We start from the raw sequence: 25,422 nt of genomic DNA on the forward strand, positions 1-25,422 counted from the left end.
CATAAATCTATTGATATAATGAAATTATTTCGTTTTGGTGCGTTTGAACAAGAAAAGCCAGGTGTTGAACTAAGCGATGGTAAGTCCTTAGATGTTTCTGGCTTTGGAGAAGATTTTAATGAGCAGTTTTTTGCTACCGATGGCCTTTCCCGTTTGCAGGAATGGTTAAAAGAGAACCAGGCCGACTGTCCCATTTTGGAAAAAGGCTTTCGCTATGGATCCTGTGTGGCTCGCCCTTCAAAGATTGTCTGCGTGGGGATGAACTATGCCAAGCATGCTTACGAGTCAGGTGCTACGGAGCTTCCTAAAGAGCCGATTATCTTTTTTAAAGCAACCTCGGCGCTATGCGGACCCTTCGATAACGTGGTGATTCCACGCGGATCAGAGAAGACCGACTGGGAAGTAGAATTGGCCGTAGTAATCGGCAAAAGGGCCAGCTATGTATCTGAAGAGGATGCTTTGAGTTATGTGGCAGGATATGCCATTCATAACGACTATTCGGAGCGGGCTTACCAGCTAGAAAGAGGTGGGCAATGGGTGAAAGGAAAGAGCAACGATACCTTTGCTCCAATAGGACCCTACCTGGTACCTGCGAGTGATGTGGCCAATCCCAATCAGCTGGATCTTTGGCTTTCATTGAATGGTAAAAAGATTCAAGATAGCAATACTTCGGATATGATTTTCCAAATTCCATTCCTGGTAAGCTACCTTAGCCAGTTTATGAGTTTACTTCCGGGTGATGTTATCACGACGGGGACTCCGGCGGGCGTAGGGCTAGGTATGAAGCCACAGGTATACTTGAAACCAGGCGATATCGTAGAGTTAGGAATTGAAGGGCTTGGGGTACAACGTCAGGAGGCTCAGGCTTGGAAGGCTTGAAAGGGCGTTTGAGAATGTTTATCAGTGATTTTTAATCCTTTCCAAACAGTATTTAGGAATGTATATCGATTCGCATCAACATTTTTGGTTTTTCGATCCAATACGTGATTCATGGATCACTACCGAGATGTCGGTGATTCAGAAGAATTTTCTTCCAGAGGACTTAAAGCCGATTCTCGATGAAAATGGGATTGGGGGTTGTGTGGCCGTTCAGGCCAGCCAGTCCGATTCCGAAACGACTTTCTTGCTGCAACAGGCAGAGGCCAATGAGTTTATCAAGGGGGTGGTCGGCTGGATCGACCTAAAAGATAAGGATCTATACGACCAGCTAGACCGCCTGACACAGTTCGAAAAACTAAAAGGATTCCGCCATGTGGTTCAGGGAGAACCCGACGGGTTTATGCTCGATACGCAATTTGTAAAAGGGGTAAGAGCCCTAGCGGCATTCGATTTTAGTTACGATATCCTGATATATCCGCACCAGCTGCAAGAGGCTTTTGAGTTTGCCCGACAGTTGCCAGAAGTAAGAATGGTCGTCGATCATATTGCCAAGCCGTATATCAAGAAGGGGGAAGTCGACGCTTGGGCTGAGGGGATGGTCCAGTTGGCATCATTGCCCAATGTGTCCTGTAAGGTGTCGGGTATGGTCACCGAGGCGGACTGGACGGCTTGGAAGCCATCCGATTTTACCCCTTATCTCGATGTGGTTTTCGAGGCTTTTGGTCCCGATCGCCTGATGTTTGGCTCCGATTGGCCAGTATGCCTTGTGGCCGCATCGTATAAAGAAATGAAACAAGTGCTCGACCAATATCTTGCCTCTTTCGAGAACACGGATCGTGAGAAGATTATGGGGGGGAATGCCGCGAAGTTTTATCGCCTTGAGCTGGCCTAATTTTCGAAATACTCAGGTAAGCAGGTGTCGGGTAGTAATATTAAAATTTGAAAAATAGAAATAAGACTAGTTAATTTAAGCAAATACAACTGTTTAGTCTAAAATTATGGTATTTGTTTAAATGTATAGTCCACCGAAGAAAAGCAAAAGGTTTGGTCTGGTTAAGAGGGCAGTGCATGCGGTTTTATTACTTTTGATGATGCTCACCTTAACCAGTACCGAACATAAAAGGGCCACCGAAGTAAAGGTCATGAGCTTTAATATACGACATGGTATTGGCATGGACGAGCAAAATAATATGCTCGGTATATTAAAAATTATTCAAAATGAAAAGCCCGACTTGGTGGCCCTACAGGCGGTGGATAGCCTGGAAACGGAAGGTAAAATTCAGTTTCAACTACGACAACTGGCTATTCAAACGGGGATGTACTATGTATATGGTATTACCGATCGCTCCGACAATGGAAGCCAAGGAGTAGGCATACTCTCGAGATGGCCTTTTGAAAAGAGTCAGATCATTAATTTGCCATCCACTCCCGGAGCCGATCCTAAGGTGTTATTATGTGGGCTTGTGAAGCTTCATAAGGGGTTTTCAATTCGATTTTGTAGTTCTCGATTGGAGTATGCCTCTGTATTAGATCGTGCCCTGCAGGCCGCTTATATCAATAGAATGTTAGAGGAGAGCATTCAGCCGGTGGTACTAGGAATGGATATGGGGGCTCGTCCCAATGAACAACCCTATTTCTCTTTTAGGAAAAACTGGCGAGATGCAGCAGAAGGTTCGCTATTGAGCACCTGGAACGAAGGACTATCGGGAGACCGATTGGATTATATTTTTGTTTTATTGAATAATAGTGTAAGGGTGAGTCATTATAAGGTCATTAGGAAATACCCCGAAGTGTCCGATCACTATCCCATAACAGCCACCATAGAATTTTGGTAATATGAAGTCTATTTCTGAATTAAAAGTCGGCCTATTTATCCCTTGTTACGTCGATCAGTTCTACCCGCAAGTGGGGGTTGCCACCCTGGAGTTATTGGAAAAGCTAGGTTGCAAGGTCTTGTTTCCGACCAACCAAACCTGCTGTGGACAACCCATGGCCAACTCAGGCTTCGAGAATATGACGGGAGCCTGTAATCAACTGTTCTACGATTGTTTTGCAGGCTGCGACTATGTAGTGTCACCTTCTGGCAGTTGTGTCTTGCATCTGAAAGAACATATGAAGGTAGAAGGTCGCGAGGCGGCCTCCAAAGTCTTAAGAACGAAGGTGTACGAACTGGTTGAGTTTATTACCGACGTCTTAAAGATTACGGAAATAAAGTCATCTTTTCCCCATAAGGTGGGCTTGCACCAAGGATGCCATGGGCAACGGGGGCTTCACTTGGCACAAATGAGTGAATTAAATGCTCCAGCTTATTCAAAACCTGTCGACTTACTCTCGAAGGTCCAAGGCTTAGAGCTGGTAGAGCTGGACCGAAAGGACGAATGCTGCGGATTTGGTGGTACTTTCTGTGTAAGTGAAGAGGCTATCTCCGTAAAAATGGGCAAGGATAGAGTTTCCGATCATCAGCGGAATGGGGCGGCGTACATTACCGGTTCCGATATGAGTTGCCTGATGCACCTCGAGGGGATCCTCAAAAGGGGGGGATCAAAGGTAGAGGTCATTCATATTGCACAGATTCTGAACGGTAGCCATATAGAAATACCGACCCCCCAAGGAGAGCCGGTATAATACAAAGTTTCGGAATTCAGAATCTGAGAAGCCGCCGACAACGTTTAGTTGGCCGATGCCACGCGACTCGTTTTGGTAAGTATATCAAACGTCTGTGCATGCTTCTCTTTTCCATCCGTTATTTCGAAGGTATAGGTACCATCGGCGATATTGGAGAGGTCAAAAGATTTGACATATTGTGCATCGACACGCTTGGACTCAGAAAATAATATGTTGTGTTGAAGGTCATAAATGCGTACATAAATCACCTCCGTTTTAGGAGCCAAATAGGATACCCGGAATTGCATTGGTTTGGATTGAATTACGGATAATTTATCTTGATTGACGGTTTGTGTCAATGGCTTTGCTTCTGGATTGTTTTGGGCCTGACCATTCGAAATGATCCCCAAAAGGAATGCGCCACACAGGGCGAAGGATAACATTGTTTTTGTGATTTTCATAGGAGTAAAAATTTAATGTATCTAAAAAAAGTTAAATCAAAACTTTGATCAGATTCCGATTACCCAATCGAAAAACTTTGTATGGCAAATATATAAGGTATTGCTATACAATGAAATAGGCTGATTCTGGTTTGGGTTAATATTGTTTATTAAATAAACTGTAAACTTGATATAGTACAATGTTTATAAGGAGTTCAATTGAAGTTCTTTATAAAGTACTATTAACTAATTGTTAAAGTTGCCATGTCTATACTTCCAAAGGATCACGCAGAGGCCTCCGAGGTCTTCAACAAAGACGAGGGTTATGTCAATTGGCATGATGAAACCCTTTGGTTTGTTCGTCAAAAAAGGGATAAATCCTCTAAAAATATTCCTGAATGGGAAGCCTTACGTGAGGCAGGCTCACAAATAAAACACTATGTATTATCCCATTTGGATAGGCTGCTGGTGGAGTTTGAGCGGAACGCCAAGGAAAATGGCGTAATCGTTCATTGGGCCAAGGATGCTTCCGAACACAATCGGATCGTCCTGGATATTTTGAAAAAGCACCAGGTGCAACAAATGGTAAAGAGTAAGTCGATGCTTACTGAAGAGTGCCATATGAATGAATTTTTGGCCCAAAACGGCATCGATGTGATCGATACCGACTTGGGGGAGCGAATCGTACAGCTGAGGCAAGAGCCGCCCAGCCATATCGTACTGCCTGCGATCCACCTTAAGAAAAAAGACATCGGCGATCTGTTTCATGAACACCTCGGTACCGACGCTGGGGCCACCGATCCTCAGTACTTAACAGAAGCGGCCCGGCAACATTTACGCGATAAGTTTCTTACCCGCAGAGCGGCCCTTACCGGTGTGAACTTCGCCGTAGCGGAGACGGGAGGGTTTGTAGTAGCCACCAACGAAGGCAACGCCGATATGGGGGCGCATCTGGCCGATGTACATATTGCCTGTATGGGATTCGAAAAAATAATTCCAAAGCAGGAACATTTAGGGGTCTTTCTAAGACTCTTAGCACGCAGTGCTACTGGCCAACCCATCACTACTTACAGTAGTCATTTTAAAAAACCTCGGGAGGGACAAGAAATGCACGTGGTAATACTCGACAACGGGCGCAGTACCCAGCTGGGGCGAGAGGACTTTCGGAATTCTTTGAAGTGTATCCGTTGTGGAGCTTGTATGAATACCTGTCCGGTATATAGGCGGAGTGGAGGGCATAGCTATCATAATGCTGTGGCAGGACCAATAGGCTCTATTTTGGCTCCTAATCTCGATATGACCAAAAATGCAGATTTGCCCTTCGCAAGTACCTTATGCGGTAGTTGTTCCAATGTTTGTCCGGTGAAAATAGATATCCACGATCAGCTATATAAATGGCGACAGGTTCTGGCCAAGAATGGACATGTCCCTAAAGGCAAGCAAATGGGGATTAAAGCCATGTCGGTAGTGCTCTCTCAGCCACGTTTTTATCAGTGGTCGGGGAGGTTAGGGAGGGCCGTTATGCGCTCGGTTCCTTTCGTAGTCAATAACGCAATGAACCCTTGGTATAAACAGCGCGAAATGCCTGAGCCACCCAAGGAGAGTTTTAGGGATTGGTATGTAAGAAACAGGGAAAATTGATCATCCATTTATCTCCCTATAGGTAGCTAAGGGGAGTAAGTTTTGTTCACAAAGCCTATAAATTTTATCGCATGAGTGCCAGAGATCATATATTAGAACAAATTAAAATCAATAAACCTGCGGAATTGGTCCTTCCAGAGACCCTCTCTTTTGAGAGCGATTTTGCGGACCTAACCGAGACATTTACTGAACTACTCAAAACGGTATATACCGAAGTTGTTCCGGTCAAAAACGAAACGGAGTTATTGCAATTGCTAACCGCTCGGTATGAAGGTGTGGTGAACAGGGCGACGACCATCCCCAGCTTGCTTCCTTGGGCCGACTTCAGCCTGTCGGTTTCGGATCCTCATGAACTAGAGACTCTGGAATTGGCGGTATTAAAGGCTGAATTTGGAGTGGCTGAAAATGGGGCTATCTGGATTTCTGATGCTCATTTGCCCCACCGAGTCTTGCCATTTATCACTCAAAATCTGGCCTTAGTGATCCCTGCCCAAAATTTGGTAGGCAATATGCATGAGGCTTATAAAAGGCTGACCGACACCACGGGATGGGGGTGCTTCATCTCTGGCCCCTCCAAGACGGCCGACATCGAGCAGTCGCTGGTAATTGGTGCGCACGGCTCCAGAAGTTTGGTGGTGTACTTGCTGGAAGAGTAATGTTGAATATAAAGAATTCCTTAGTGCCCCCGAAGTAGCTCCACACATTCAGGGACAACTTATAGGGAATTATATGGGCATAGGTTTCAGAATTTCTTTAAAAATACATAATTTCGATGTTTTTAATTAATTATGTATTCCGAGTTTTGGTCTGGCTTGCGAATGTTGTTAAGGCAAAAAACAGCAATTGGCAGAGGGACGCTATCCCTTTGCCTCATGAGTTATTTGATACGGAACAAGATAGCCTACAAACTCTAATTTTTTATGCCAAAAATAATCGTGGCCATCGATGGCTATTCTAGTTGTGGTAAGAGTACAACTGCCAAGTTAGTAGCTCAGCAGCTCAACTACCCGTATATCGACACAGGGTCTATGTATAGGGCTGTTACCCTATATTTCCTTCAAAATCATGTAACCTTATCCAACCCCAAGGAAGTGGAGATGGCCCTCAGCCAAATTCACATCAGTTTCCGAATGCATGTTGGAACCGGTAAAAATGATACCTATCTCAACGGATTGAATGTAGAAGAGGAGATACGTAAAATGTATGTATCGGATAAGGTCAGTGAGGTGAGTGCCATTCCAGCTGTCCGACACGCCCTGGTGGCACAGCAACAGCGGATGGGCAAAACCAGGGGTATCGTGATGGACGGTCGCGACATAGGAACCGTGGTGTTTCCGGAGGCGGAGCTCAAGATATTCATGACGGCCGATCCGTATATAAGGGCCCAACGGCGCCAGCTGGAGCTTATGGAAAAGGGGGAAATGATTGGGATAGAGAAAATCTTTGAAAACCTGAAACACCGCGATCTTATAGATACTACCCGAGCCGAGAGTCCTTTAAAACAGGCTGCCGATGCCGTCTATATCGACAACTCCCTAATGACGCTCGATGAGCAAGTGGATATGGTGGTTAGGTTGGCCGACGAACAAATAGGGCTCAACTTGCGAAAGCGAAACTTTGGCGGCATATAACCATGGAAGAGCAAGCAGTGGATTATGACTATTTGATAGTGGGTCAAGGAATAGGAGGGACTACCCTCGCTTGGACGCTCTTGGAAAGGGGAAAGCGGATTCTTATTGTAGATTTGCCCGCATTGCCGGCTTCTTCGCTGGTGGCGGCAGGTATTTTTAATCCGCTCACTGGCAAAAAACTGGTGAAGACCTGGATGGCCGATACTATTTTCCCCTACGCCTCTACCTTTTATGGGGAAATAGAGAAAAAGCTGAACGTCTCTTTCTTGCATCATTTACCTTTTATTAGGCCTTATAGGAGCATAGAAGAACAAAATTCGTATTTGGCCCAGTCGGCCGATCCCGCACTGGCGTCCTATGTAGGTGAGCCGCTGGTGGCCGAAGAGGTGGTACCTTATATTAAGGCACCACACGGGGGGCTTCATATCGTCCGATCAGGATGGGTCGATCTCCCTATCTTTATAGCCGAAAGTCGCCACTACTTTCAGCAGCATCAATGTTTTAGGGCCGAGGGGTTCGACGCCAACGATCTGCAACCCGAGGCGGAGTGTATTCAATGGAAAGGATTGCGGTTCGGAAAGGTTATTTTGAGCCAGGGTGCACTGGGACAACACGATCGTTACTTTAATTGGTTGCCTTTTACACCCGTGAAAGGCGAGATTCTTGAGGTACAAACCCAAGAAAAACTCAACCCATATATGGTCAATCAGGGGATATTTCTGCTTCCTACATCTGCCAACTATTGCAAAGTAGGCGCTACTTATGCTTGGGATCCGCTCGATTGGGAATCAACCACTTCAGCACGCGAGGAGCTAGAAGGTAAACTTAGCTCCTTACTAAAGGGACAATTTACGACCATCACTCAAAAGGCTGGTATCAGGCCCTCCGTTCGGGACCGCCGACCATTGGTAGGGCGCCACCCTGACCTGGATAGGTTGTGTATTTTTAATGGATTGGGAACAAAAGGAGTAACATTAGCACCTTATTTTGCAAATGAATTCGTTGAACATCTTGAAAATGGCAAAGAATTGAATTCATTTGTGAATATTAAAAGGTATTTTTCGTTATATTTCCGTTGAAGACTGACCAATTGCTATGCATAAGATATCTATATTTAGAAGGATCCTATTAATACACCTGGGGCTCCTTATCGGCCTATTTACGAATGTTTACGCTCAACGTTACCCGTCTCAGGAAACGTTTGGTAAGAATAGGATTCAATACAAAAAGTTTAACTGGAAAGTATTCCGGACCACAAACTTCGAAATTTACCACCATCAAGGTGGAACTGAATTGGCCAAACTTACCGCTCAGCATGCCGAAACGGAGTTTGACCGAATTACCGACTTGCTGGGTTGGACTCCCTACAACCGAGTTAAAATATTCCTTTATAATTCTCCTGCTGAGCTAGAACAGAGCAATATGGGCTTGTCCACGGAGGGCAATCTGGACGATAATAAGCTCGACCTGGCCCAGTCTCGCATTGAAGTAGCCTATACCGGCGATCAGGCAGGGTTTAAGAATAAGCTGATCAACGATATTAGCCTCCTCTTCGTGTACGATATGTTATATGGAGGGAATATGCGGGAAGCGCTGCAGAACTCTCTTTTGCTTACGGTCCCCGAATGGTTTATGTCCGGTACCGCCGCTTATATTTCCGAAGGTTGGTCGCCAGAACTTAGCGACTATATGCGCGATTTCTTCTTGAACCGTAAGGTTAGAAAACCTACCCTCATGACGGGGAAGGATGCGACACTTATCGGCCAGTCTATTTGGAACTATGTAGTAGAACGATATGGTAAAGAGAAAATATCGGATATTCTCAATCTGACACGTATCATTCGCAACGAACAGTCTAGTATTTCCAGTACCCTGGGGACGCCCTCTTACAACCGTTTCTTAAGAGATTGGAAAGATTATTACGTGCAAAAAAATAAAATAGCAGAGGCTGGCTACGTAAAACCCAATCCGACTTGGGCAATGAAGCTAGATGATTTCGGGCAGTCCAGTCAGGAGATTGAGGCGAAGGTATCATTGGACAATAAATGGACGGCTATTAGTGAAGTTAAAAATGGCCGTTATCGGGTAAGTATTGTAGATAATGAGACCAAAAAGAAAAAAATAATTCGCCAGGGCAAAGCCGATGCGGTGGGTGCAAGGAATAGTGTTCAAGCACCTTTGATAGGGTGGACAAAGAAGAACTTGTTGGCCATTATGGCCAAAGAAAATGATCGGAATAATCTGTATGTCTACGAAAATATCGATAGCCGGAAATTAAGAATTAAGCTTAAAAGGAATTTGCGGGGGTTGGATCAAATCAATGAAATGGATATCTCCCAGGATGGTACCATGCTGGCCGTAAGTGCCGACAAGGGTGGGCAGAACGACGTATTTTTGGTGAGTATAGCCAGGGCTTCAGCTTTACCATTGACCAACGATATCTTTGATGACCTATCCCCTAGGTTTGTGAATGGCTCTTCTCGTAAGATCGTCTTTGCCAGCAATCGGCCTACCGATTCACTGGTGGTGGGCAAGGGGACCTTTAAGCAGATAAGCCCTTATCTGTCCATATTTGAACATGATGGGTCCCCTCGATCCAGTTCAATTCCCTTATTATTAGAAGGCTCGAACCAAGCCAAAGTTCAACCCGTCTATGCCGATGCGCAACAAGTAGTGTATTTGTCCAATATAAAAGGGATCAGTAATTTATACAGGTTCGACCGGGTAGGTTCAAGATCGACCCAGTTGACCAATTATATTTTTGGTATTCGCTCGGCCGATGTTTTGGCTACCGGAACGGGGGCCTTGGCCTATACTTATTTATATGAGGGCAACTATCAGGTGGCCTATCAAAATAATTTCAATTTGAATACTAGCCTGGATTCGCCTTCGCTATACCAGTCTGCTGAAGTAGAAGCAGCCAAGCCAGTAGCGTCGGAAGGGGTTAATAAGGATAGCGTGGCCGTGGCTCCCGAAAAGGAAACCTTAGTACTCCGTGATGGAGAGGTGGATACCGACCATTATGAGTTCGATGAGGATGTACTCAAGAATTTTGAGAGCCGTTCACGCAGGGGCACCTTCGCCAATGTGCCTTCAAGCTTGCCCAGAAGCAGGCCGGTAAGGGAAAATATCGCCATCAAAGGCCCATATCCTTATAAGGGACTCTTTATTAATAACGACACCAACTCCGATTGGCGAATAGATCCTATCCGTGGATTTGGGTATTCCCAAAATATAGCCATGAACGACCTGTTAGAGAATCACGTGATCAAGGCTGGGCTTTTTGTTAATTCTACTTTTAAGAATTTAGATTTGTATGCCGAGTATTGGAACAATACCAATAGGATTGATTTTGGCCTAAGGGTCGATCGGAAAAGCCTATATATGGAAGCGGAAGGCTCCCCTCAGAAATATAAGTTTAACCAAGTGATGCTTTCTTTCTCTTACCCATTCTCCGAGAGCAGTCGCCTGACCGTATCCCCTATGTATTCTTCGACTCGAATGATCGATGTATATATCTTGGCTAATCCCGACCTTGCTTCTAGTTATGGTGGCGTTCGCACCGAATATGTATTTGACAACACCCGTGTACGGGGCGTCAATATGTTGGAGGGGACCCGCTTCAAAATCCGCTATGACAACCAGCTGGGACTAACCAATAGCAATGAAAGCTTTAACAGAATAAGTCTAGATTTCAGGCATTATCAAAAGGTGCATAGAGACATCATATTTGCTATCCGTGCCGCGGCCAGCCATTCGGCAGGCAAGGCTCCAAAGCAGAGCATATTGGGGGGGATGGAAAACTGGATCTCTAACCGTCAGGACAGTCGCGCCACCAACGACCCCCTTAATTTTGGTCCTACCATCGACAACAGAGATATCTTCTTTGCCGATTTTGCTACTAATTTGAGAGGTTTTAATCTTAATAAACTCTCTGGAACCAGTTACATGCTCCTGAATGCCGAATTACGCATTCCTCTGATTAAGTATCTCTACAGGGGCTCCATTACCTCCAGCTTCCTACGAAACTTCCAAATTATTGGCTTTGGAGATATTGGTACGGCCTGGACGGGCAAAGGACCCTTTAGCGAGAACAACAACTTAAACACGCAGATTATCGGCGTCGATGGAGATCCCTTTAGGGCTACGGTAACGGACTTTAATAATCCGTACTTGATGGGGTATGGATTAGGGGCCCGTTCTACCTTATTCGGTTTTTATGTAAAACTAGATTATGCCTGGGGGGTAGACAACGGCTATACGAACAAGCCAATACCTTATGTGACCTTAGGTTACGATTTTTAATCTATTATTGTTTTGGGGGGCTTGCCTCCCTTTATTCGTCACCTTTGTACATTCATATTGGTTTACCAGAAGTTATGAGGAAAATTTTAGGGGTACTTTTGTTGGCTCTATCCCTGAGTGAAGTCTCGGCTCAAAGGGAAGTAATGTATGAGCAGTATCTCCAGAATCCCATGGCGATTAACCCGGCTTTTACCGGTGCCCGAGGCGATTTTAATATGACGGCCTTATTCCGAAGGAAATGGTTTACGATTCGGAATTCGCCATCTAGCCAGACCTTCGCCGCCGACGGCCTGACGAGCAATGGGCGTTGGGGTATTGGATTTCAGGCCCTAAACGATCAAACCAGCTATTTTACTACTACGGGCGTTTATGGCTCTGTGGCCTATCATTTGGACATGTCGGATATTTGGAAGCTTTCCTTAGGAGGGCAAGGGGGGATCAACGTGCTGCCAATCGTAGATATTGGCGCCAGTGGCAACAACCGCGCCTTAGGGAGCTTTGGTGTTGGGGCACGATTGTTTTCGAATAATTTTTATCTGGGTATCTCCAAACCTGAGTTGTTAAATCAGAACTTTGGCAACCAACGGGTGGCATTTTTTTATAGGAGGCCTTTGTACATTAAGGCTGGTGGGAGCTACGACCTGGCTGAGGACCTCCTGTTACTTCCCTACGCCATGGTCGTTCAGGAAAAGCAATATTCCTTACGGGTCGATTTTGGTGCTAAACTATGGGTTCATGAAAAGATAGGGGTCGGCGCTTCTTACAGGGTGGGAGGAAAATCCCAGTTTGCAGATCAACCTGTAGATTATCTTCAGCTGTCTGCAGAACTACAGGTCGGCAGGAACGTACGGTTTGGGTATTTTTTTAGTACCCGACAAACCGAACAAAGCCTGTACAACACCCAAGGGCCACAAGGAATACATGAGTTGATGCTTAAGTTTATACCCTCACCGGTAGGGTTTCAGAAATTTTAAAGTAAACATTAAACGAAAGTTAGTTTTAGGGCGGTAAAATGGAGATTTTTTGTTCGTTGTAAGCATAACTCTCTTAACTTTGTCGGTCAAAAGCAATAATCACATTTGTGATGGATAAATACACGTATATAGCAAATTCCGAAGGCGCTTACATTGAGAATTTATATAATTCCTATAAGCAAGATCCCGCTTCTGTAGATGCGGGCTGGCAGAAATTTTTTGAAGGTTTTGAGTTTTCTCAGAAATTCTCAGACACAGCCACTCTTCCCGTCAATGGCTCTCCAAATGGAGCAGAACCTGCGGGAGGAGGGAAGGTGGATTCTACCCAAACCAGAAAGGAAATGGAAGTGGTCCATCTCATTCGTGGTTTTAGGTCACGAGGCCATTTGTTGGCGACCACCAACCCCATCCAAAAACGTAAAGACCGCAAGCCTCAGTTGGACATTGCAGACTTTAATTTGGAGGAGAAGGACCTGGATACTGTGTTTGAAGCGGGGATAGAGGTCTTTGGCCGTCCTGCTACTTTAAGAGAAATTGTCGATTCTTTAACTATTATTTATACCAAAAATATTGGTTTCGAGTATTTATACATTCGTGATCGGGAGCAAAAAGGTTGGTTAAGAAGGAAAATAGAAAAGGAAGCGCTAGATATGAATTTCTCTATAGATGAGAAAAAGCATATCCTTTCAAAGCTTAACGAGGCGGTTGTTTTCGAAAACTTCTTGCATACCAAATATTTAGGTCAAAAGCGTTTCTCCCTAGAAGGTGGGGAAACGACCATCCCTGCTTTAGATGCCTTGATAAGCACTGCCGCAAAAATGGGAGTCGTTGAGGTGATGATTGGGATGGCACACCGTGGACGGTTAAATGTGCTGGCCAATATCATGCAAAAGACCTATGGGCAGATCTTTAATGAGTTTGAAGGAAACATGCCCGATCAGGTATGGGGTGACGGCGACGTGAAATACCATATGGGTTTCGATAGCCAGGTTACTACTCCCGAAGGTCATAAAGTTCATCTTAAGCTGGCCCCTAACCCTTCTCACTTAGAAGCGGTTAATCCCGTTGTCGAAGGGTATATCCGAGCACGTGCTGATGGAATGTACGACAGTGATTATGATAGGGTGTTGCCTATTTTGATACATGGTGATGCGGCCGTTGCCGGACAAGGTATCGTTTACGAGGTGACTCAAATGTCGGCTCTTAAGGGGTACTATACTGGTGGAACCATTCACTTCGTCATTAATAATCAGGTTGGTTTTACCACCGATTTTAGTGACGCCCGGTCGAGTATCTATTGTACCGACATAGCGAAGATTGTGGATGCTCCCGTGTTGCACGTTAATGGAGACGATCCCGAAGCCGTGGTATTCTGTATGCGACTGGCTGTAGAGTACCGCCAGAAATTCAACAAAGACATATTTATCGACATGGTGTGCTACCGCCGCCATGGCCATAATGAAGCCGATGAGCCTAAGTTTACTCAGCCGGTATTATACAAAGCCATCGATGGGCATCAGAATCCCCGGGAGATTTACCAGAAAACCCTGGCTGAACGTGGAGATGTTGACGCCAAAATTGCCAGTAAAATGGATAAGGAGTTCAAGCAGTTATTGCAAGAACGCTTGGATATGGTGAAGCAAAAAGCACTACCCTATACTTTACCCAAACTGGAACAGGAGTGGCATACCCTTAGGAAGGCCCAGCCCGAAGATTTTGAGCTGTCGCCAGAGACAGGGGTGCCCCTAGAGGTGTTAGAAAAAATTGGTAAGGCCCTTACCAAAACCCCTCAAGGCTTTAATCGATTGAAACAGATCGATAAGCTTTTGAAGGATAGGGATCAGATGATCTTTAAGAAAAAGATGGTCAATTGGGCAACCGCCGAATTGCTCGCTTATGGGTCGATCCTTACCGAGGGCAATATCGTCCGACTGAGTGGACAGGATGTGCAGAGAGGTACTTTCTCCCATCGGCATGCCGTCTTGAAGGATGTAGAGTCCAATGAAGCTTATAATAGCTTAAGCCATATTCAGGAGGACCAAGGTCGTTTTATGATCTATAATTCCTTATTGTCGGAATATGGTGTGTTGGGATTTGAATTTGGATATTCAATGGCTAACCCCAATGCCCTGGTAATTTGGGAAGCTCAGTTTGGTGACTTTGCTAATGGTACCCAGGTAATTATCGACCAGTTCGTTACTTCTAGCGAAACCAAATGGGACCGTTGGACAGGCCTGGTGATGCTATTACCTCACGGATATGAAGGCCAGGGACCCGAGCATTCCAATGCCCGACCTGAGCGGTATCTGCAGCTTTGTGCCAACTATAATTTGATAGTGGCCAATGTTACGACTCCGGCCAACTTTTTCCATCTTCTGCGCAGGCAGCTCCATTTCCCCTTCAGGAAACCGTTGGTGGTGATGTCTCCGAAATCGATGTTACGTCATCCCTTGTGCATGTCGTCTATGGATGAATTGGTGAATGGTCGTTTTCAAGAAACGATTGGTGACGACTATGCCGATCCGGCCAAGGTAACCAGGGTGTTATTGTGTACTGGGAAGCTACACTATGAGCTATACCAAAAGCAACAAGCCGATAAGCGCGACGATGTGGCGATCATACGACTAGAGCAGATGCACCCGTTTCCGCAGAAACAAATAGATGCACATCTTAGTAAATATAAGAATGCTAAGCTGTACTGGGTACAAGAGGAACCATTCAACATGGGTGGATGGACGTTTATGTTGCGGATGTACGTAGGTCCCGAACCGCTACAGGTAGTAGCTCGGGAATCCAGTGCTTCTCCGTCGACAGGGTTCTCAAAAATCCATGCCAAAGAGCAGGCAGAAATTATTAGAAAGGCTTTCGAAGCTTAATTTATATATTTAGGACACTTACTACGATAACGAGATCGCGTAAAAATGGCTGAAATTGAAATAAAAGTACCGCCCGTTGGCGAGTCTATTACTGAGGTAACCATAGGAAATTGGTTCAAGAACGACGGTGATTTTGTGAAGTTGGATGAGGTGATTTGTGGCTTGGATTCTGACAAGGCTACTTTTGAACTTACCGCTGAAGCGGAAGGTATATTGCATATAAAAGCACAAGAGGGCGATACCCTTGGCATTGGTGAACTGATAGCCACGATCGACAAATCGGGTGAATCGGCGGAACCCGCCAAAGAGGCTGCTCCAAGTGCAGAGACTCAGCCTGCTGCGTCAGCTGCCGCTGCTCCCGCTGAAGTTAAATCCATCGAAATGAAAGTTCCGGCCGTTGGTGAATCTATCACTGAGGTGACCATAGCTTCCTGGAACAAAAAAGATGGAGACCAAGTGGAGGTCGATGAAATATTATGTGAGTTAGAGTCCGACAAAGCGACCTTTGAGTTGCCATCCGAGGCTTCTGGAGTCCTACGAATTGTGGGCAACGAAGGAGATACCCTCGAAATAGGGGCGGTTATCTGCGTGATAGAGCAAGGTGCCGGCGGTGCCGTTGCGGCTTCTAAAGCCGAAGCTCCAGCGGGTGGCCAGTCTGCGCCTGCGGCCGACAAGGGCTTCTCTGATAAGCATACATCGCCCGTTGCTGCCAAAATTTTGGCTGAAAAGGGGATCGATCCTAAAGACGTTAATGGTTCAGGACCAGGTGGAAGAGTGACGAAGGAAGATGCCCTGAAGGCTGGAAGTAAGCCTGCACCGGCGGCTCCCGCACCTAAGGCAGCTCCTGCTCCTGCCCCTAAGGCTGTTGCGGGTGAGCGTGGCCAACGTCGCGAAAAAATGTCGTCGCTTCGGAAAACGATTGCACGTCGTCTCGTGGCTGTGAAGAGCGAAACCGCCATGCTTACCACCTTTAACGAGGTGGACATGAAGCCTGTGATGGACATGAGAGGCAAGTTCAAAGAGAAATTCAAAGAGAAACACGAAGTCGGCCTAGGGTTTATGTCCTTCTTTGTAAAGGCAGTTTCTGTAGCCTTGCAAGACTTCCCGGTCATCAATGCCTACATGGATGGTGATGAGTTGATATACAACGATTTTGCAGATATTTCAGTGGCAGTCTCTACGCCTCGAGGGTTGGTCGTTCCGGTGATTAGGAATGCTGAAACTCTATCCTTTGCGGGAATAGAGAAGGAAATTGTTCGCCTTGCAGTACGTGCGCGAGATGGTAAATTGGGCTTAGACGAAATGTCGGGTGGTACCTTCACCATTACCAATGGTGGTACGTTTGGCTCTATGTTGTCAACCCCTATTATCAACGCCCCTCAATCGGCTATTTTGGGCATGCACAATATTGTGGAGCGTGCCGTGGTCGTGAATGGAGAGATAGTAGTTCGACCTATTATGTATCTGGCCTTGTCTTATGACCACCGTATCATCGATGGTAAAGATTCGGTTAGCTTCCTGGTACGAGTGAAGCAACTGCTCGAAGATCCAATGCGTTTATTATTGGATATGTAAGAATTATAAAGGAGGCTGTCCCAAAAGGGCAGCCTCTCTTTTCAATAGGACCGCTAGTAAACTCCTATTTTAGTTTGTCATTCTCCTTATGGCGGTCCTTGTCTCGGGCCGTTTTTTTTGCCATGTTTTTTTCGAAAGCCTCGGTGAGGTCTATCCCCGTTTGGTTGGCTAGGCAGATTAATACCCATAATACATCCGCCATTTCGTCCCCTAAGTCTTTGGCCAGATCCGTTTTTTTGAAGGACTGATCTCCATAGGTTCTCGACATAATACGGGCTAGCTCACCCACTTCTTCAGTAAGGATGGCCATATTAGTAAGCTCTGAAAAGTAGCGAACCCCATATTTTTTTATCCAGTCGTCCACATCCGACTGCGCTTGTTGAATGGTCATGGTTTATATTTAAATTTTGTTTTTGGAATCAATATGTATGGTCACGGGACCGTCATTAAGCAGTGACACTTGCATGTCGGCGCCAAACTGACCACAGGCAATGGGTTTTCCTAGTTCCTGGCTCAATTGCCTTTTCATACTTTCATAGAGGGGGATGGCCACTTCGGGCCGCGCGGCCTCGGTAAAAGAAGGCCTATTGCCTTTTTTGGTACTGGCATGTAGGGTAAACTGGCTGATCAGAAGGATCTCACCCGCTATAGAGGCCAGGTTCAAATTCATTTTTCCTTCTGGATCATTAAAAATACGCAAGCCGATAATCTTTCTACTGAGCCATTCTACATCTTCTTGGCTATCGGCTTGGCTTACTCCTAGGAGTATTAATAAGCCATGACCTATCTGACTCTCTACTTTACCGTCGATGCTCACCGAAGCGTGGCGCACCCGTTGGATCAATGCAATCATATTTAAAGGCTATTCTTTGAGTTTTAGACAAATCTAAGAAAACCACGGAGCAGGGGAACACCTGAATGCATTTTTTTGATTGAAGTAGGGTTTCCTATCCTTGCAGACCCTCCACTATAGGGCTCGCTGCCTGATCCCGGAATTGTAGTATATTGCATCGTGTTACTGATGCAACATCGAATAACTCCTTTAGTGATGACAGACGAACAAATTTCTGTGTTTGATATTTTTAAAATTGGTGTTGGACCCTCCAGTTCCCATACATTGGGGCCATGGCGTGCCGCCCAAAAGTTTCTGGAGGAGTTGGAGCACCTGCACGGGTTAGCTCGAGTGAAGGCGTTGCAGGTGCACTTATATGGATCCTTAGCCAAGACGGGCATTGGACATGGTACCGACAAGGCCCTGGTGCTCGGATTGGCCGGGTATGATCCCATAAGCATAGACTGTAATGCCATTACCGGTATTCTCTCGGATATTGCGCAGCAGGGTGAGATAAGCCTTTTAGGCCTACATCCTATTCCTTTTACCATCAAAAAAGATATCTTATTCCTTTATAAAGAATCGCTGGCTTTTCATCCGAATGCCCTCCGCTTTAAGGTGGAGTTAGTCGATGGGCTTACGATTGAAAAGGTATATTATTCGGTAGGCGGTGGTTTTGTTATTCAGGAGCACGAAGAGATTATTACCACGCCCGATCATCCTCTTCCTTTTAAGGTTAATAAAGGGGACGATCTGTTGGAAGGTTGTCGGGAGTCCAATTTGTCGATTTGGGAATTGGTATTGGCCAATGAGCTTACTTGGCGGTCGGAAAGTGAAGTGAGGGAGGGATTATTGCATATTTGGCAGATCATGGCCGAAAGTATCTATTCGGGCTGTCAGCGAAAAGGAATTCTGCCTGGGGGCTTAAAGGTAACGAGGAGAGCCGCTGCGTTGAGTGCCAAGTTGTTGGGTACGAGCGAACCCTTGCCTTATGACGATTGGGTAAAAGCCATTCGGCGGCAGGGTACAGGGTTTAAGTATACCCTCGATTGGGTTAGTTGCTTTGCCTTGGCCGTAAACGAAGAAAACGCCTCTTTTAGTAGGGTGGTAACGGCTCCAACCAATGGTGCGGCGGGGGTTATTCCTGCGGTACTGCAGTATTATTTACTATTTTGTGATGGTGATGAGGAATCGATCGTTCGGTTTTTGCTCGTTGCGGGTGAGATTGGCAGTATTTTTAAAAAAGGAGCCACCATATCGGCGGCCATGGGTGGCTGCCAAGCCGAAATCGGCGTGTCCTCGGCCATGGCGGCGTCAGGGTTGACGCAGGTGCTGGGAGGCTCTGTAGAGCAATGTATGATGGCTGCCGAGATAGCCATGGAACATCATCTGGGGCTTACTTGTGACCCCATTGGAGGCTTAGTCCAAATCCCTTGTATAGAACGCAACACCATGGGAGCTATAAAGGCTATTACTGCCAGCCAATTGGCGCTGCAAAGTGAGCCTGGGGCGGCGAAAGTCTCCCTCGACATTGTGGTACAAACGATGTGGGAAACGGCCCAGGACATGAGTAATCGGTATAAGGAAACTTCGGAAGGGGGATTAGCCCTCCGAATTCCAATTAGTCTTAGCGATTGCTAATAGTCCGATACCCATCCCTTCAACGATGGATACGTCTACTACTACAGTTGCAATAGTACATGGGCAATCCCAAAGTAAACTCCATAGCCTATCAGGTCGTTGGCGGTGGTTATAAATGGACCCGATGCTACCGCCGGGTTAATGCCTACTTTGTTTAAAAAAATAGGCGTAATAGTTCCCATAAAGGAGGCCAGAAATACCACGGATAAAAGGGCTGTAGACACTACGATAGCCAGTTTTATTTCGTTTCCTATCAGCAGGTTAAAGCCGAAAACGATACAACTTATAATAATACCATTGATAAAGGCCACAGCAAACATCCTAATAAGCCGTTGGGTAAGGGAGTCGTCCATCCCTGACTTTTCGGCGAGGCTTTGCAGGATGATCGAGGAGGTTTGGATGCCCACATTCCCGCCCGTCGACCCAATGATGGGAATAAAAGCGGCCATAGCCGGGACCATTTTGAGGTCTCCTTCGAAGAAGCTGATAAATTTGGCAGCCAATATTCCGCCCATCATACCCACTAACAGCCATGGAAGGCGAGCCTTGGTTTGCTCCCATATGGTATCGTCTACTTCCACTTCGCCAGTGATACCCGCCATGGCCATGGTTCCAGAGCTGGCTTGTTCGGTAATGAAATCGACGACGTCATCGATGGTGATACGGCCCAATAATTTGCCCTGGACGTTTACGACCGGCAAGGCATCTAAGTCGTAGCGCTGCATCAGTTCGGCTACTTCTTCGGCAGGCCTGTAGGTTTCTACATAAATGACGTCCTTTTCATATAAGCTTTCGATTTTGGTGTTTTTATGGGCCAATACTATCTTCTTGAGTGATAATGTGCCCAGTAGCTTGCCATAATCGTCGACCACATATACGGTATACACCCTGCCCACATCCTCGGCCTGCTGGCGAAGCTCCTCAATGGTTTCGTTAACATTCCAATTTACATTGGCTTTAACAAGCTCTTTTTGCATTAAACCACCAGCTACATCTTCATCGTAATGTAGCAGATCGAGTATAAATCGGGCCTGTTCCCGATCTTCTAATAGTGCGATCACCTCTTCTCTGATCCGAATAGGTTGCTCGTTGAGCAAATCTACCGCATCGTCAGAGTCAAAAACGTTGACATAACGGGAGATTTCTTCGGAGGTAAAATGCTTTAAGAATTCCTTTCTATCATTCGGATCGAGGTCAGCGAGAATCTCTGCCGCCGGTTGGGTGTCCAGCTGAGTGATCAGGTATTTTGCAGGCTCCGTTTCTAGTTCTATAAGCAGCTGGGTGATATCGGCCGGATACCAGTCCTCCAGTTCAGCACGTATAGCATCCCGGTTTTTGAGTTCAATTAGTTCTTCTATATGTTCTACATATTCTTTGGTTAGTTCGAAATTCATATTGAATAGCGTTAGGCGTGTTGAGTCTTATGGGGGTGTTTAGGGGACGTCGGTTTTCATAGCCTGGTCGACCATCTGGGTAAGTGTAATAAAATCCTGTACCGAAAGACGCTCCGCTCTCAGGGTGAGCAAGGGATCGTCGGGCAGGTCTACCAATGGCTTTAGTGCGTTTTTAAGGGTCTTACGTCTCTGGTTAAAGGCCGTTTTAACTACCGTAAAAAAGAGCTTCTCGTCACAGTCGAGTTGCTGGGTGGTGTTGCGTCTTAGCCTGATCACCCCCGACTGCACCTTAGGAGGAGGGTCGAAAGCCCCTGGGGGAACCGATACCAGGTAGTCGATGTCGTAAAAGGCTTGGAGCAGTACACTCAAAATACCATAGTCCTTATTGCCCGGGCCAGAAGCGATACGGACGGCAACTTCCTTTTGAAGCATACACACGATCTCGGGGATTTGGTCCTTGATCTGAAGGGCCCTAAAAAATATTTGTGAAGAAATATTATAAGGAAGATTCCCTATGATGGCAAAGGGCTCTGGTAATACCTCCGATGTGTCGTATTTAAGAAAATCGCCCTCCAATATTCTAGGCGTAAGCTCGGGATGGTGTAGTTTTAAATACGCCACGGAGTCCCGGTCAATTTCTATTACATAAGTCTGATAAGCATCCTTTTCAAGTAATAATTTGGTGAGTACTCCCATCCCAGGGCCTATTTCTAGTACCTGTTTATAGCCCATATGGCTCGTTAGCCCATCCACAATCTGCTGGGCGATATGATTATCTTTTAGAAAATGTTGGCCTAAATGCTTCTTGGCTCTAACTTTCCCGTCGTTCTGTTTTTTATAATTCGTTTTCACAATTCAAAATTAAGGCTTAATTCGTAGATTTAGCGAATTATGAAATGAAGTACCTGTAAAATCTGAATGCGCGGAACTTATGGAATTGATATCATCACACACCAATTGGCAAACGATGCATGCCACTTTACAACATCTAAACCTGATAGGCATTACGATAACACCCGATTTTCGGATCAAACAGGTGAGTGCCCATACCCTGAATAAAACCGGATGGGAGCCAGAGGAGTTAATAGGGAAAAGTATTTTTGACAAGCTCGTGCCCCATGACCATGAAGATGAAATAAGGCAGATGTTGGAGGAGGGGTTTTTGGGCAAACGGAAACTGGAAAAGCGAGAAATACCATTTCTAGCCAAGAAAGGTACGGTCAGGACCTTTTCGATAAATTCGGTGCTCATTCAGACAGACGGAGGTACCATGCTGGGAGTCACACTTATAGGCGACGATATCACCAGAAGGACTAGGATGGAATCGGCCATTACCAAGTCGAACTCCCAATTGCAGGATCTGGTAGACAATACCAGCGATCTGATACAACTCGTGGCGATGGATGGGAAGTTTATTTTTGTAAATAAAGCCTGGAGGGAAGTACTGGGATATCGGGTCGATGAGATAGCGTCCATGCAGATGACCGACATTATTCACCCGCAGCATCTCGATGAGGTGAACTTGCAGTTAGTAGATATTCGTGAGGGGAAGTCTAACCCTAATTTTGAGGCCGTCTTCCAGAGTAAGGCGGGAAAAAAAATATTTGTTAGAGGGAGCGTTAACTGTCGTTATGATAATGGGAAGCCTATAGCCTATCGCTGTATACTCAATGATTATACGGAGAAAATACGGGCGGAAAAGGCGCAAAACCTATATTACAGCATAGCCAATTGGACCATTAACACCCCTAACCTTTATGATTTCTATCATGCCATTCATGACGAACTTGGGAAAATAATTGACGTCAAAAATTTCTTTATTGCCCTCTACGACCCCAATAAAAGCTATTTATACTTTCCCTATTATGTAGATCAGTACTTTAAAGGAAATGTACGTTTCACCCGGCGTAGGCTTGGGAATGGGCTTACCGAATATGCTATAGCATCCAATAGGCCCTTGTTCCTCTCAGATACTGATATAGAAGAGCTAGCGAAGACCAACAGCCTGTATCTGTATGGGGTAACTCCCCAGCAGCTTCTATGCGTACCGCTACGAATAGGGGATCGGGTAACGGGAATTATTGGGGTGAAGTCCTATGACGATCCCAAAATGTTTAGTGCTAGGGACTTGGAATTGCTCGAGTTTATTTCAGGACAGGTGGCATTGGCTATCGCTCGAAAGCAAAGTGAAGAGGAGCTGAGTCGGTACTTGGCCCGTCTAAATGCTATCTTCGATAGTAGTTCGCACCTGATATGGTCTGTCAATAAGTCCATGCAGCTTACTTCTTTCAACAGTAATTATGCCGATCTTATCCAAAAACAAATTGGTATTCGGCCTACCTTGCAGGTTACTCCCGAAAAATTTGGGTGGCGTATGGTGGGCCATGCCAACCGAAGGATCCTGGAGAGTAAATATCGCCAGGCATTAAGGGGGGAGCCACAATATTTTGAATTTAAAATCAATGAGAACAAAGGTCCAGAAATGTGGCTAGAGTTCTATTTGAACCCCATCCGCTATGCCGAAGGGGTGATAGAGGAGGTGTCTGGAATAGCGCGGGATATCACCCGCCGTAAAGAGGCCGAACTATCGCTGAGGCATAGTGAAGAGCTTTTCCGAGGGATTTTTGAGAACCTACAGGACATCTATTGTCGCATCGACCGGGATGGGAAGATAACCATGGTCAGTCAGTCTATCCTGAAGCGGCTGGGCTACCTGCCCGAAGAAGTTATTGGGCACCACTTGACAGAATTTTTTGCCGACAAAAAGCTCATTTTAGCGGCCTTATTTAGGATCCGTCGGACCAAAAGTCTTCGGAATTTCGAAATTTCTATGCACCGGAAGGATGGTACAGAGAGACAGTTTATGATTAATATGCTGATGTTTGTCGATGACAAAGGCCATACTTCCGAAGTGGCCATCCTGGCAAGGGACATCACCGAGCTCAAACGCAATGAGCTAGAACTCCTAAAAGCCAAAGAACAGGCTGAGCATTCTTTGAAGGTGAAAGAAGGCTTTTTGGCCAATATGAGCCATGAAATCAGAACTCCCATGAATGGAATTATCGGGATGATTGACCTGTTGGGAGAGTCGGCACTCAATGAAGAGCAGCGCGATTTTGTAATGACAATTAAGCGCTCCTCGGAAACCTTGCTGAATATCCTTAACGACATCCTCGATTTGTCGAAGATAGAAGCAGGGAAGATGGTATTGAATGAGGCCCCACTTTCTGTAAATGAGTTATTATTGAAGCTGGTCTCTTTGTTTGGCCAAGCGGCCAAAAATAAGGGGAATACTTTAACCTATCATATTGCCGACAACGTACCTCCCTTTGTGGTTGCCGACCAGACGCGCCTCTTGCAGATCATGTCGAACCTGACTTCTAATGCCTTGAAATTTACAGAGAAAGGTTCCGTACGGGTCAATTTGAGCCTCGTAAGTAAGTCAGAGGATCGTGTGAAAATGAAGGTTGAAGTTCATGATTCGGGGATTGGTATTAGTGCCACCGATAGGCAAATACTGTTTACCTCCTTCACCCAGCTCGATAACTCTTCAAAGAAGTCGTTCGGTGGTACCGGCCTGGGGCTATCCATTAGTAAACAACTAGCCGCATTGATGCAGGGACAAATCGGGGTGGAGTCGGCCATCGGGGTTGGAAGCACCTTTTGGTTTACCTTCGAAGCCCAGGAGACTACCGGAGCGCTGGTTGAAAATAACGAAAGCACCGAAAACCAATCCATAGAAAATGTTTTATTAGCGGCTAACCCCACCATATTGCTGGTCGACGATAATGCCGTCAATAGAAAGGTGGCCATGGAAATATTGAAGAAAAGTGGCTGTCAGGTAGTATTAGCAGAGAGTGGATTCAGTGCCATTGATAAAGTAGAGGCCAAATATCTGGATCAATCGGGTATGTATGATTTGATATTTATGGATATTCAGATGCCCGATATGGACGGAGTGCAGGCCACCAAGGAAATCAGGAAAAGGGTTCCGGAGCTGCCGCCCATAGTCGCCATGACTGCCTATTCTATGAAAGAGGATAGGGAACGATTTATCAGCCAAGGAATGGACGATTATTTGGCGAAGCCCATTCGAGCACATTTGTTGATCCAAAAGGTGAAAGAATTGATCGGCTTTAAAGGGCAGTCTAGTTCCGATAAGTCGACCCTTGCTGTGCAGGAGGCTCCGGCGGTACCCGTTTTGGATAAGGAGATTATCGATCAACTGAGTAATATTGGAGGGAAGGATTTGGTGCTTTCTGTCTTCGAAGATTTTGTGGCGGAGTCGGGCGAACTGGTCGCTGAGTCCCTAACCGCCTATGCCGCCGGCGACATCGCTACCGTAAAAAGCCACCTACATACTTTGAAGGGAAGTGCCGGTACAGTAGGGGTATCTCAGGTAGCCGAAATAGCCCGAGATGCCGAATGGAAGCTGAAGTCAGACGATAGGAGTAGTCTGCCTCAAGCCCTGCCCGCCCTCGAAGAAGCCTATAAGGTTTTCCTCAGTCAATATCCAGATTTGCTTAAAAAATGGCTCAAATAAGGTAGATGAATTCATCGTCGTTCTGGGTCAGTTCGTCGAGCGTTATGCCCAATTGATCGATTCCCAATATAAAGGGAGTCTAGCTGG

At 45.9% G+C, this 25,422-nt stretch carries 19 protein-coding genes; 14 read left to right on the top strand and 5 right to left on the bottom strand.

Features of this window, described 5'->3' with window-relative positions:
• Window positions 1-18 precede the first annotated feature (18 nt).
• From CLV98_RS10400 to CLV98_RS10415, 4 genes are all read left to right on the top strand, one after another.
• Window positions 19-879, top strand: coding sequence for a fumarylacetoacetate hydrolase family protein (locus tag CLV98_RS10400; RefSeq protein WP_109674249.1), 861 nt, complete (start codon window positions 19-21; stop codon window positions 877-879).
• Between the two features lie 58 nt (window positions 880-937).
• Window positions 938-1,771: an amidohydrolase family protein gene (locus CLV98_RS10405; RefSeq protein WP_109674250.1), complete on the top strand. Its 834-nt coding sequence runs from the start codon at window positions 938-940 to the stop codon at window positions 1,769-1,771.
• A 196-nt stretch (window positions 1,772-1,967) separates the two neighbouring features.
• Window positions 1,968-2,714, top strand: coding sequence for an endonuclease/exonuclease/phosphatase family protein (locus CLV98_RS10410; RefSeq protein ID WP_229203308.1), 747 nt, complete (start codon window positions 1,968-1,970; stop codon window positions 2,712-2,714).
• Between the two features lies 1 nt (window position 2,715).
• The gene (locus tag CLV98_RS10415) at window positions 2,716-3,504 is read left to right on the top strand and encodes a (Fe-S)-binding protein (protein WP_109674251.1); all 789 of its coding nucleotides are present in this window, start codon (window positions 2,716-2,718) and stop codon (window positions 3,502-3,504) included.
• 44 nt (window positions 3,505-3,548) lie between these two features.
• Here the strand turns inward: CLV98_RS10415 and CLV98_RS10420 are convergent, their stop codons facing one another.
• Window positions 3,549-3,944, bottom strand: a complete 396-nt coding sequence (locus CLV98_RS10420; protein WP_109674252.1) for a T9SS type A sorting domain-containing protein — start codon at window positions 3,942-3,944, stop codon at window positions 3,549-3,551.
• A gap of 243 nt (window positions 3,945-4,187) precedes the next feature.
• On the opposite strand from CLV98_RS10420, the gene CLV98_RS10425 reads away from it, so the two are divergent.
• From CLV98_RS10425 to odhB, 8 genes are all read left to right on the top strand, one after another.
• Window positions 4,188-5,564 (top strand): lactate utilization protein B, encoded by a 1,377-nt coding sequence (locus CLV98_RS10425; protein ID WP_109674253.1) that lies wholly within the window; start codon window positions 4,188-4,190, stop codon window positions 5,562-5,564.
• 71 nt (window positions 5,565-5,635) lie between these two features.
• Window positions 5,636-6,220, top strand: coding sequence for a LutC/YkgG family protein (locus CLV98_RS10430; protein WP_109674254.1), 585 nt, complete (start codon window positions 5,636-5,638; stop codon window positions 6,218-6,220).
• Window positions 6,221-6,484: 264 nt separating this feature from the next.
• The gene (gene cmk / locus CLV98_RS10435; protein ID WP_109674255.1) at window positions 6,485-7,195 is read left to right on the top strand and encodes a (d)CMP kinase; all 711 of its coding nucleotides are present in this window, start codon (window positions 6,485-6,487) and stop codon (window positions 7,193-7,195) included.
• A gap of 2 nt (window positions 7,196-7,197) precedes the next feature.
• Entirely contained in the window at window positions 7,198-8,274 is a 1,077-nt protein-coding gene (locus CLV98_RS10440) for an NAD(P)/FAD-dependent oxidoreductase (protein ID WP_109674256.1), read from the top strand.
• A 16-nt stretch (window positions 8,275-8,290) separates the two neighbouring features.
• Complete coding sequence (locus CLV98_RS10445) at window positions 8,291-11,500, top strand: BamA/TamA family outer membrane protein (protein WP_109674257.1); 3,210 nt, start codon at window positions 8,291-8,293, stop codon at window positions 11,498-11,500.
• 74 nt (window positions 11,501-11,574) lie between these two features.
• Window positions 11,575-12,474, top strand: coding sequence for a PorP/SprF family type IX secretion system membrane protein (locus CLV98_RS10450; RefSeq protein WP_109674258.1), 900 nt, complete (start codon window positions 11,575-11,577; stop codon window positions 12,472-12,474).
• 110 nt (window positions 12,475-12,584) lie between these two features.
• Window positions 12,585-15,350, top strand: coding sequence for a 2-oxoglutarate dehydrogenase E1 component (locus CLV98_RS10455; protein ID WP_109674259.1), 2,766 nt, complete (start codon window positions 12,585-12,587; stop codon window positions 15,348-15,350).
• Between the two features lie 45 nt (window positions 15,351-15,395).
• The gene (odhB, locus tag CLV98_RS10460) at window positions 15,396-16,925 is read left to right on the top strand and encodes a 2-oxoglutarate dehydrogenase complex dihydrolipoyllysine-residue succinyltransferase (protein ID WP_109674260.1); all 1,530 of its coding nucleotides are present in this window, start codon (window positions 15,396-15,398) and stop codon (window positions 16,923-16,925) included.
• 64 nt (window positions 16,926-16,989) lie between these two features.
• Here odhB and CLV98_RS10465 read toward each other — a convergent pair whose 3' ends face one another.
• Together CLV98_RS10465 and dtd are read right to left on the bottom strand one after the other, a co-directional pair.
• Entirely contained in the window at window positions 16,990-17,316 is a 327-nt protein-coding gene (locus CLV98_RS10465; protein WP_109674261.1) for a nucleotide pyrophosphohydrolase, read from the bottom strand.
• A 9-nt stretch (window positions 17,317-17,325) separates the two neighbouring features.
• Entirely contained in the window at window positions 17,326-17,778 is a 453-nt protein-coding gene (dtd, locus tag CLV98_RS10470) for a D-aminoacyl-tRNA deacylase (RefSeq protein WP_109674262.1), read from the bottom strand.
• Between the two features lie 195 nt (window positions 17,779-17,973).
• Here dtd and CLV98_RS10475 point away from each other — a divergent pair, with 195 nt between their 5' ends.
• Window positions 17,974-19,398, top strand: coding sequence for an L-serine ammonia-lyase (locus tag CLV98_RS10475; protein ID WP_109674263.1), 1,425 nt, complete (start codon window positions 17,974-17,976; stop codon window positions 19,396-19,398).
• 41 nt (window positions 19,399-19,439) lie between these two features.
• Here the strand turns inward: CLV98_RS10475 and mgtE are convergent, their stop codons facing one another.
• Window positions 19,440-20,792, bottom strand: coding sequence for a magnesium transporter (gene mgtE, locus CLV98_RS10480; RefSeq protein WP_109674264.1), 1,353 nt, complete (start codon window positions 20,790-20,792; stop codon window positions 19,440-19,442).
• Window positions 20,793-20,831: 39 nt separating this feature from the next.
• Window positions 20,832-21,644: a 16S rRNA (adenine(1518)-N(6)/adenine(1519)-N(6))-dimethyltransferase RsmA gene (rsmA, locus tag CLV98_RS10485; protein WP_109674265.1), complete on the bottom strand. Its 813-nt coding sequence runs from the start codon at window positions 21,642-21,644 to the stop codon at window positions 20,832-20,834.
• Window positions 21,645-21,723: 79 nt separating this feature from the next.
• On the opposite strand from rsmA, the gene CLV98_RS10490 reads away from it, so the two are divergent.
• Window positions 21,724-25,335 (top strand): PAS domain S-box protein, encoded by a 3,612-nt coding sequence (locus CLV98_RS10490; protein WP_109674266.1) that lies wholly within the window; start codon window positions 21,724-21,726, stop codon window positions 25,333-25,335.
• The last annotated feature ends 87 nt before the right edge of the window (window positions 25,336-25,422 follow it).

This window comes from Dyadobacter jejuensis (genome assembly GCF_003149085.1).
GTDB classification, from domain to species: Bacteria; Bacteroidota; Bacteroidia; order Cytophagales; family Spirosomataceae; genus Dyadobacter; species Dyadobacter jejuensis.

Coding starts and splice junctions, on each gene's coding strand:
- CLV98_RS10400 (WP_109674249.1), top strand. CDS start 19: ATGAAATTATTTCGTTTTGGTGCGTTTGAACAAGAAAAGCCAGGTGTT.
- CLV98_RS10405 (WP_109674250.1), top strand. CDS start 938: ATGTATATCGATTCGCATCAACATTTTTGGTTTTTCGATCCAATACGT.
- CLV98_RS10410 (WP_229203308.1), top strand. CDS start 1,968: ATGATGCTCACCTTAACCAGTACCGAACATAAAAGGGCCACCGAAGTA.
- CLV98_RS10415 (WP_109674251.1), top strand. CDS start 2,716: ATGAAGTCTATTTCTGAATTAAAAGTCGGCCTATTTATCCCTTGTTAC.
- CLV98_RS10420 (WP_109674252.1), bottom strand. CDS start 3,944: ATGAAAATCACAAAAACAATGTTATCCTTCGCCCTGTGTGGCGCATTC.
- CLV98_RS10425 (WP_109674253.1), top strand. CDS start 4,188: ATGTCTATACTTCCAAAGGATCACGCAGAGGCCTCCGAGGTCTTCAAC.
- CLV98_RS10430 (WP_109674254.1), top strand. CDS start 5,636: ATGAGTGCCAGAGATCATATATTAGAACAAATTAAAATCAATAAACCT.
- cmk (WP_109674255.1), top strand. CDS start 6,485: ATGCCAAAAATAATCGTGGCCATCGATGGCTATTCTAGTTGTGGTAAG.
- CLV98_RS10440 (WP_109674256.1), top strand. CDS start 7,198: ATGGAAGAGCAAGCAGTGGATTATGACTATTTGATAGTGGGTCAAGGA.
- CLV98_RS10445 (WP_109674257.1), top strand. CDS start 8,291: ATGCATAAGATATCTATATTTAGAAGGATCCTATTAATACACCTGGGG.
- CLV98_RS10450 (WP_109674258.1), top strand. CDS start 11,575: ATGAGGAAAATTTTAGGGGTACTTTTGTTGGCTCTATCCCTGAGTGAA.
- CLV98_RS10455 (WP_109674259.1), top strand. CDS start 12,585: ATGGATAAATACACGTATATAGCAAATTCCGAAGGCGCTTACATTGAG.
- odhB (WP_109674260.1), top strand. CDS start 15,396: ATGGCTGAAATTGAAATAAAAGTACCGCCCGTTGGCGAGTCTATTACT.
- CLV98_RS10465 (WP_109674261.1), bottom strand. CDS start 17,316: ATGACCATTCAACAAGCGCAGTCGGATGTGGACGACTGGATAAAAAAA.
- dtd (WP_109674262.1), bottom strand. CDS start 17,778: ATGATTGCATTGATCCAACGGGTGCGCCACGCTTCGGTGAGCATCGAC.
- CLV98_RS10475 (WP_109674263.1), top strand. CDS start 17,974: ATGACAGACGAACAAATTTCTGTGTTTGATATTTTTAAAATTGGTGTT.
- mgtE (WP_109674264.1), bottom strand. CDS start 20,792: ATGAATTTCGAACTAACCAAAGAATATGTAGAACATATAGAAGAACTA.
- CLV98_RS10490 (WP_109674266.1), top strand. CDS start 21,724: ATGGAATTGATATCATCACACACCAATTGGCAAACGATGCATGCCACT.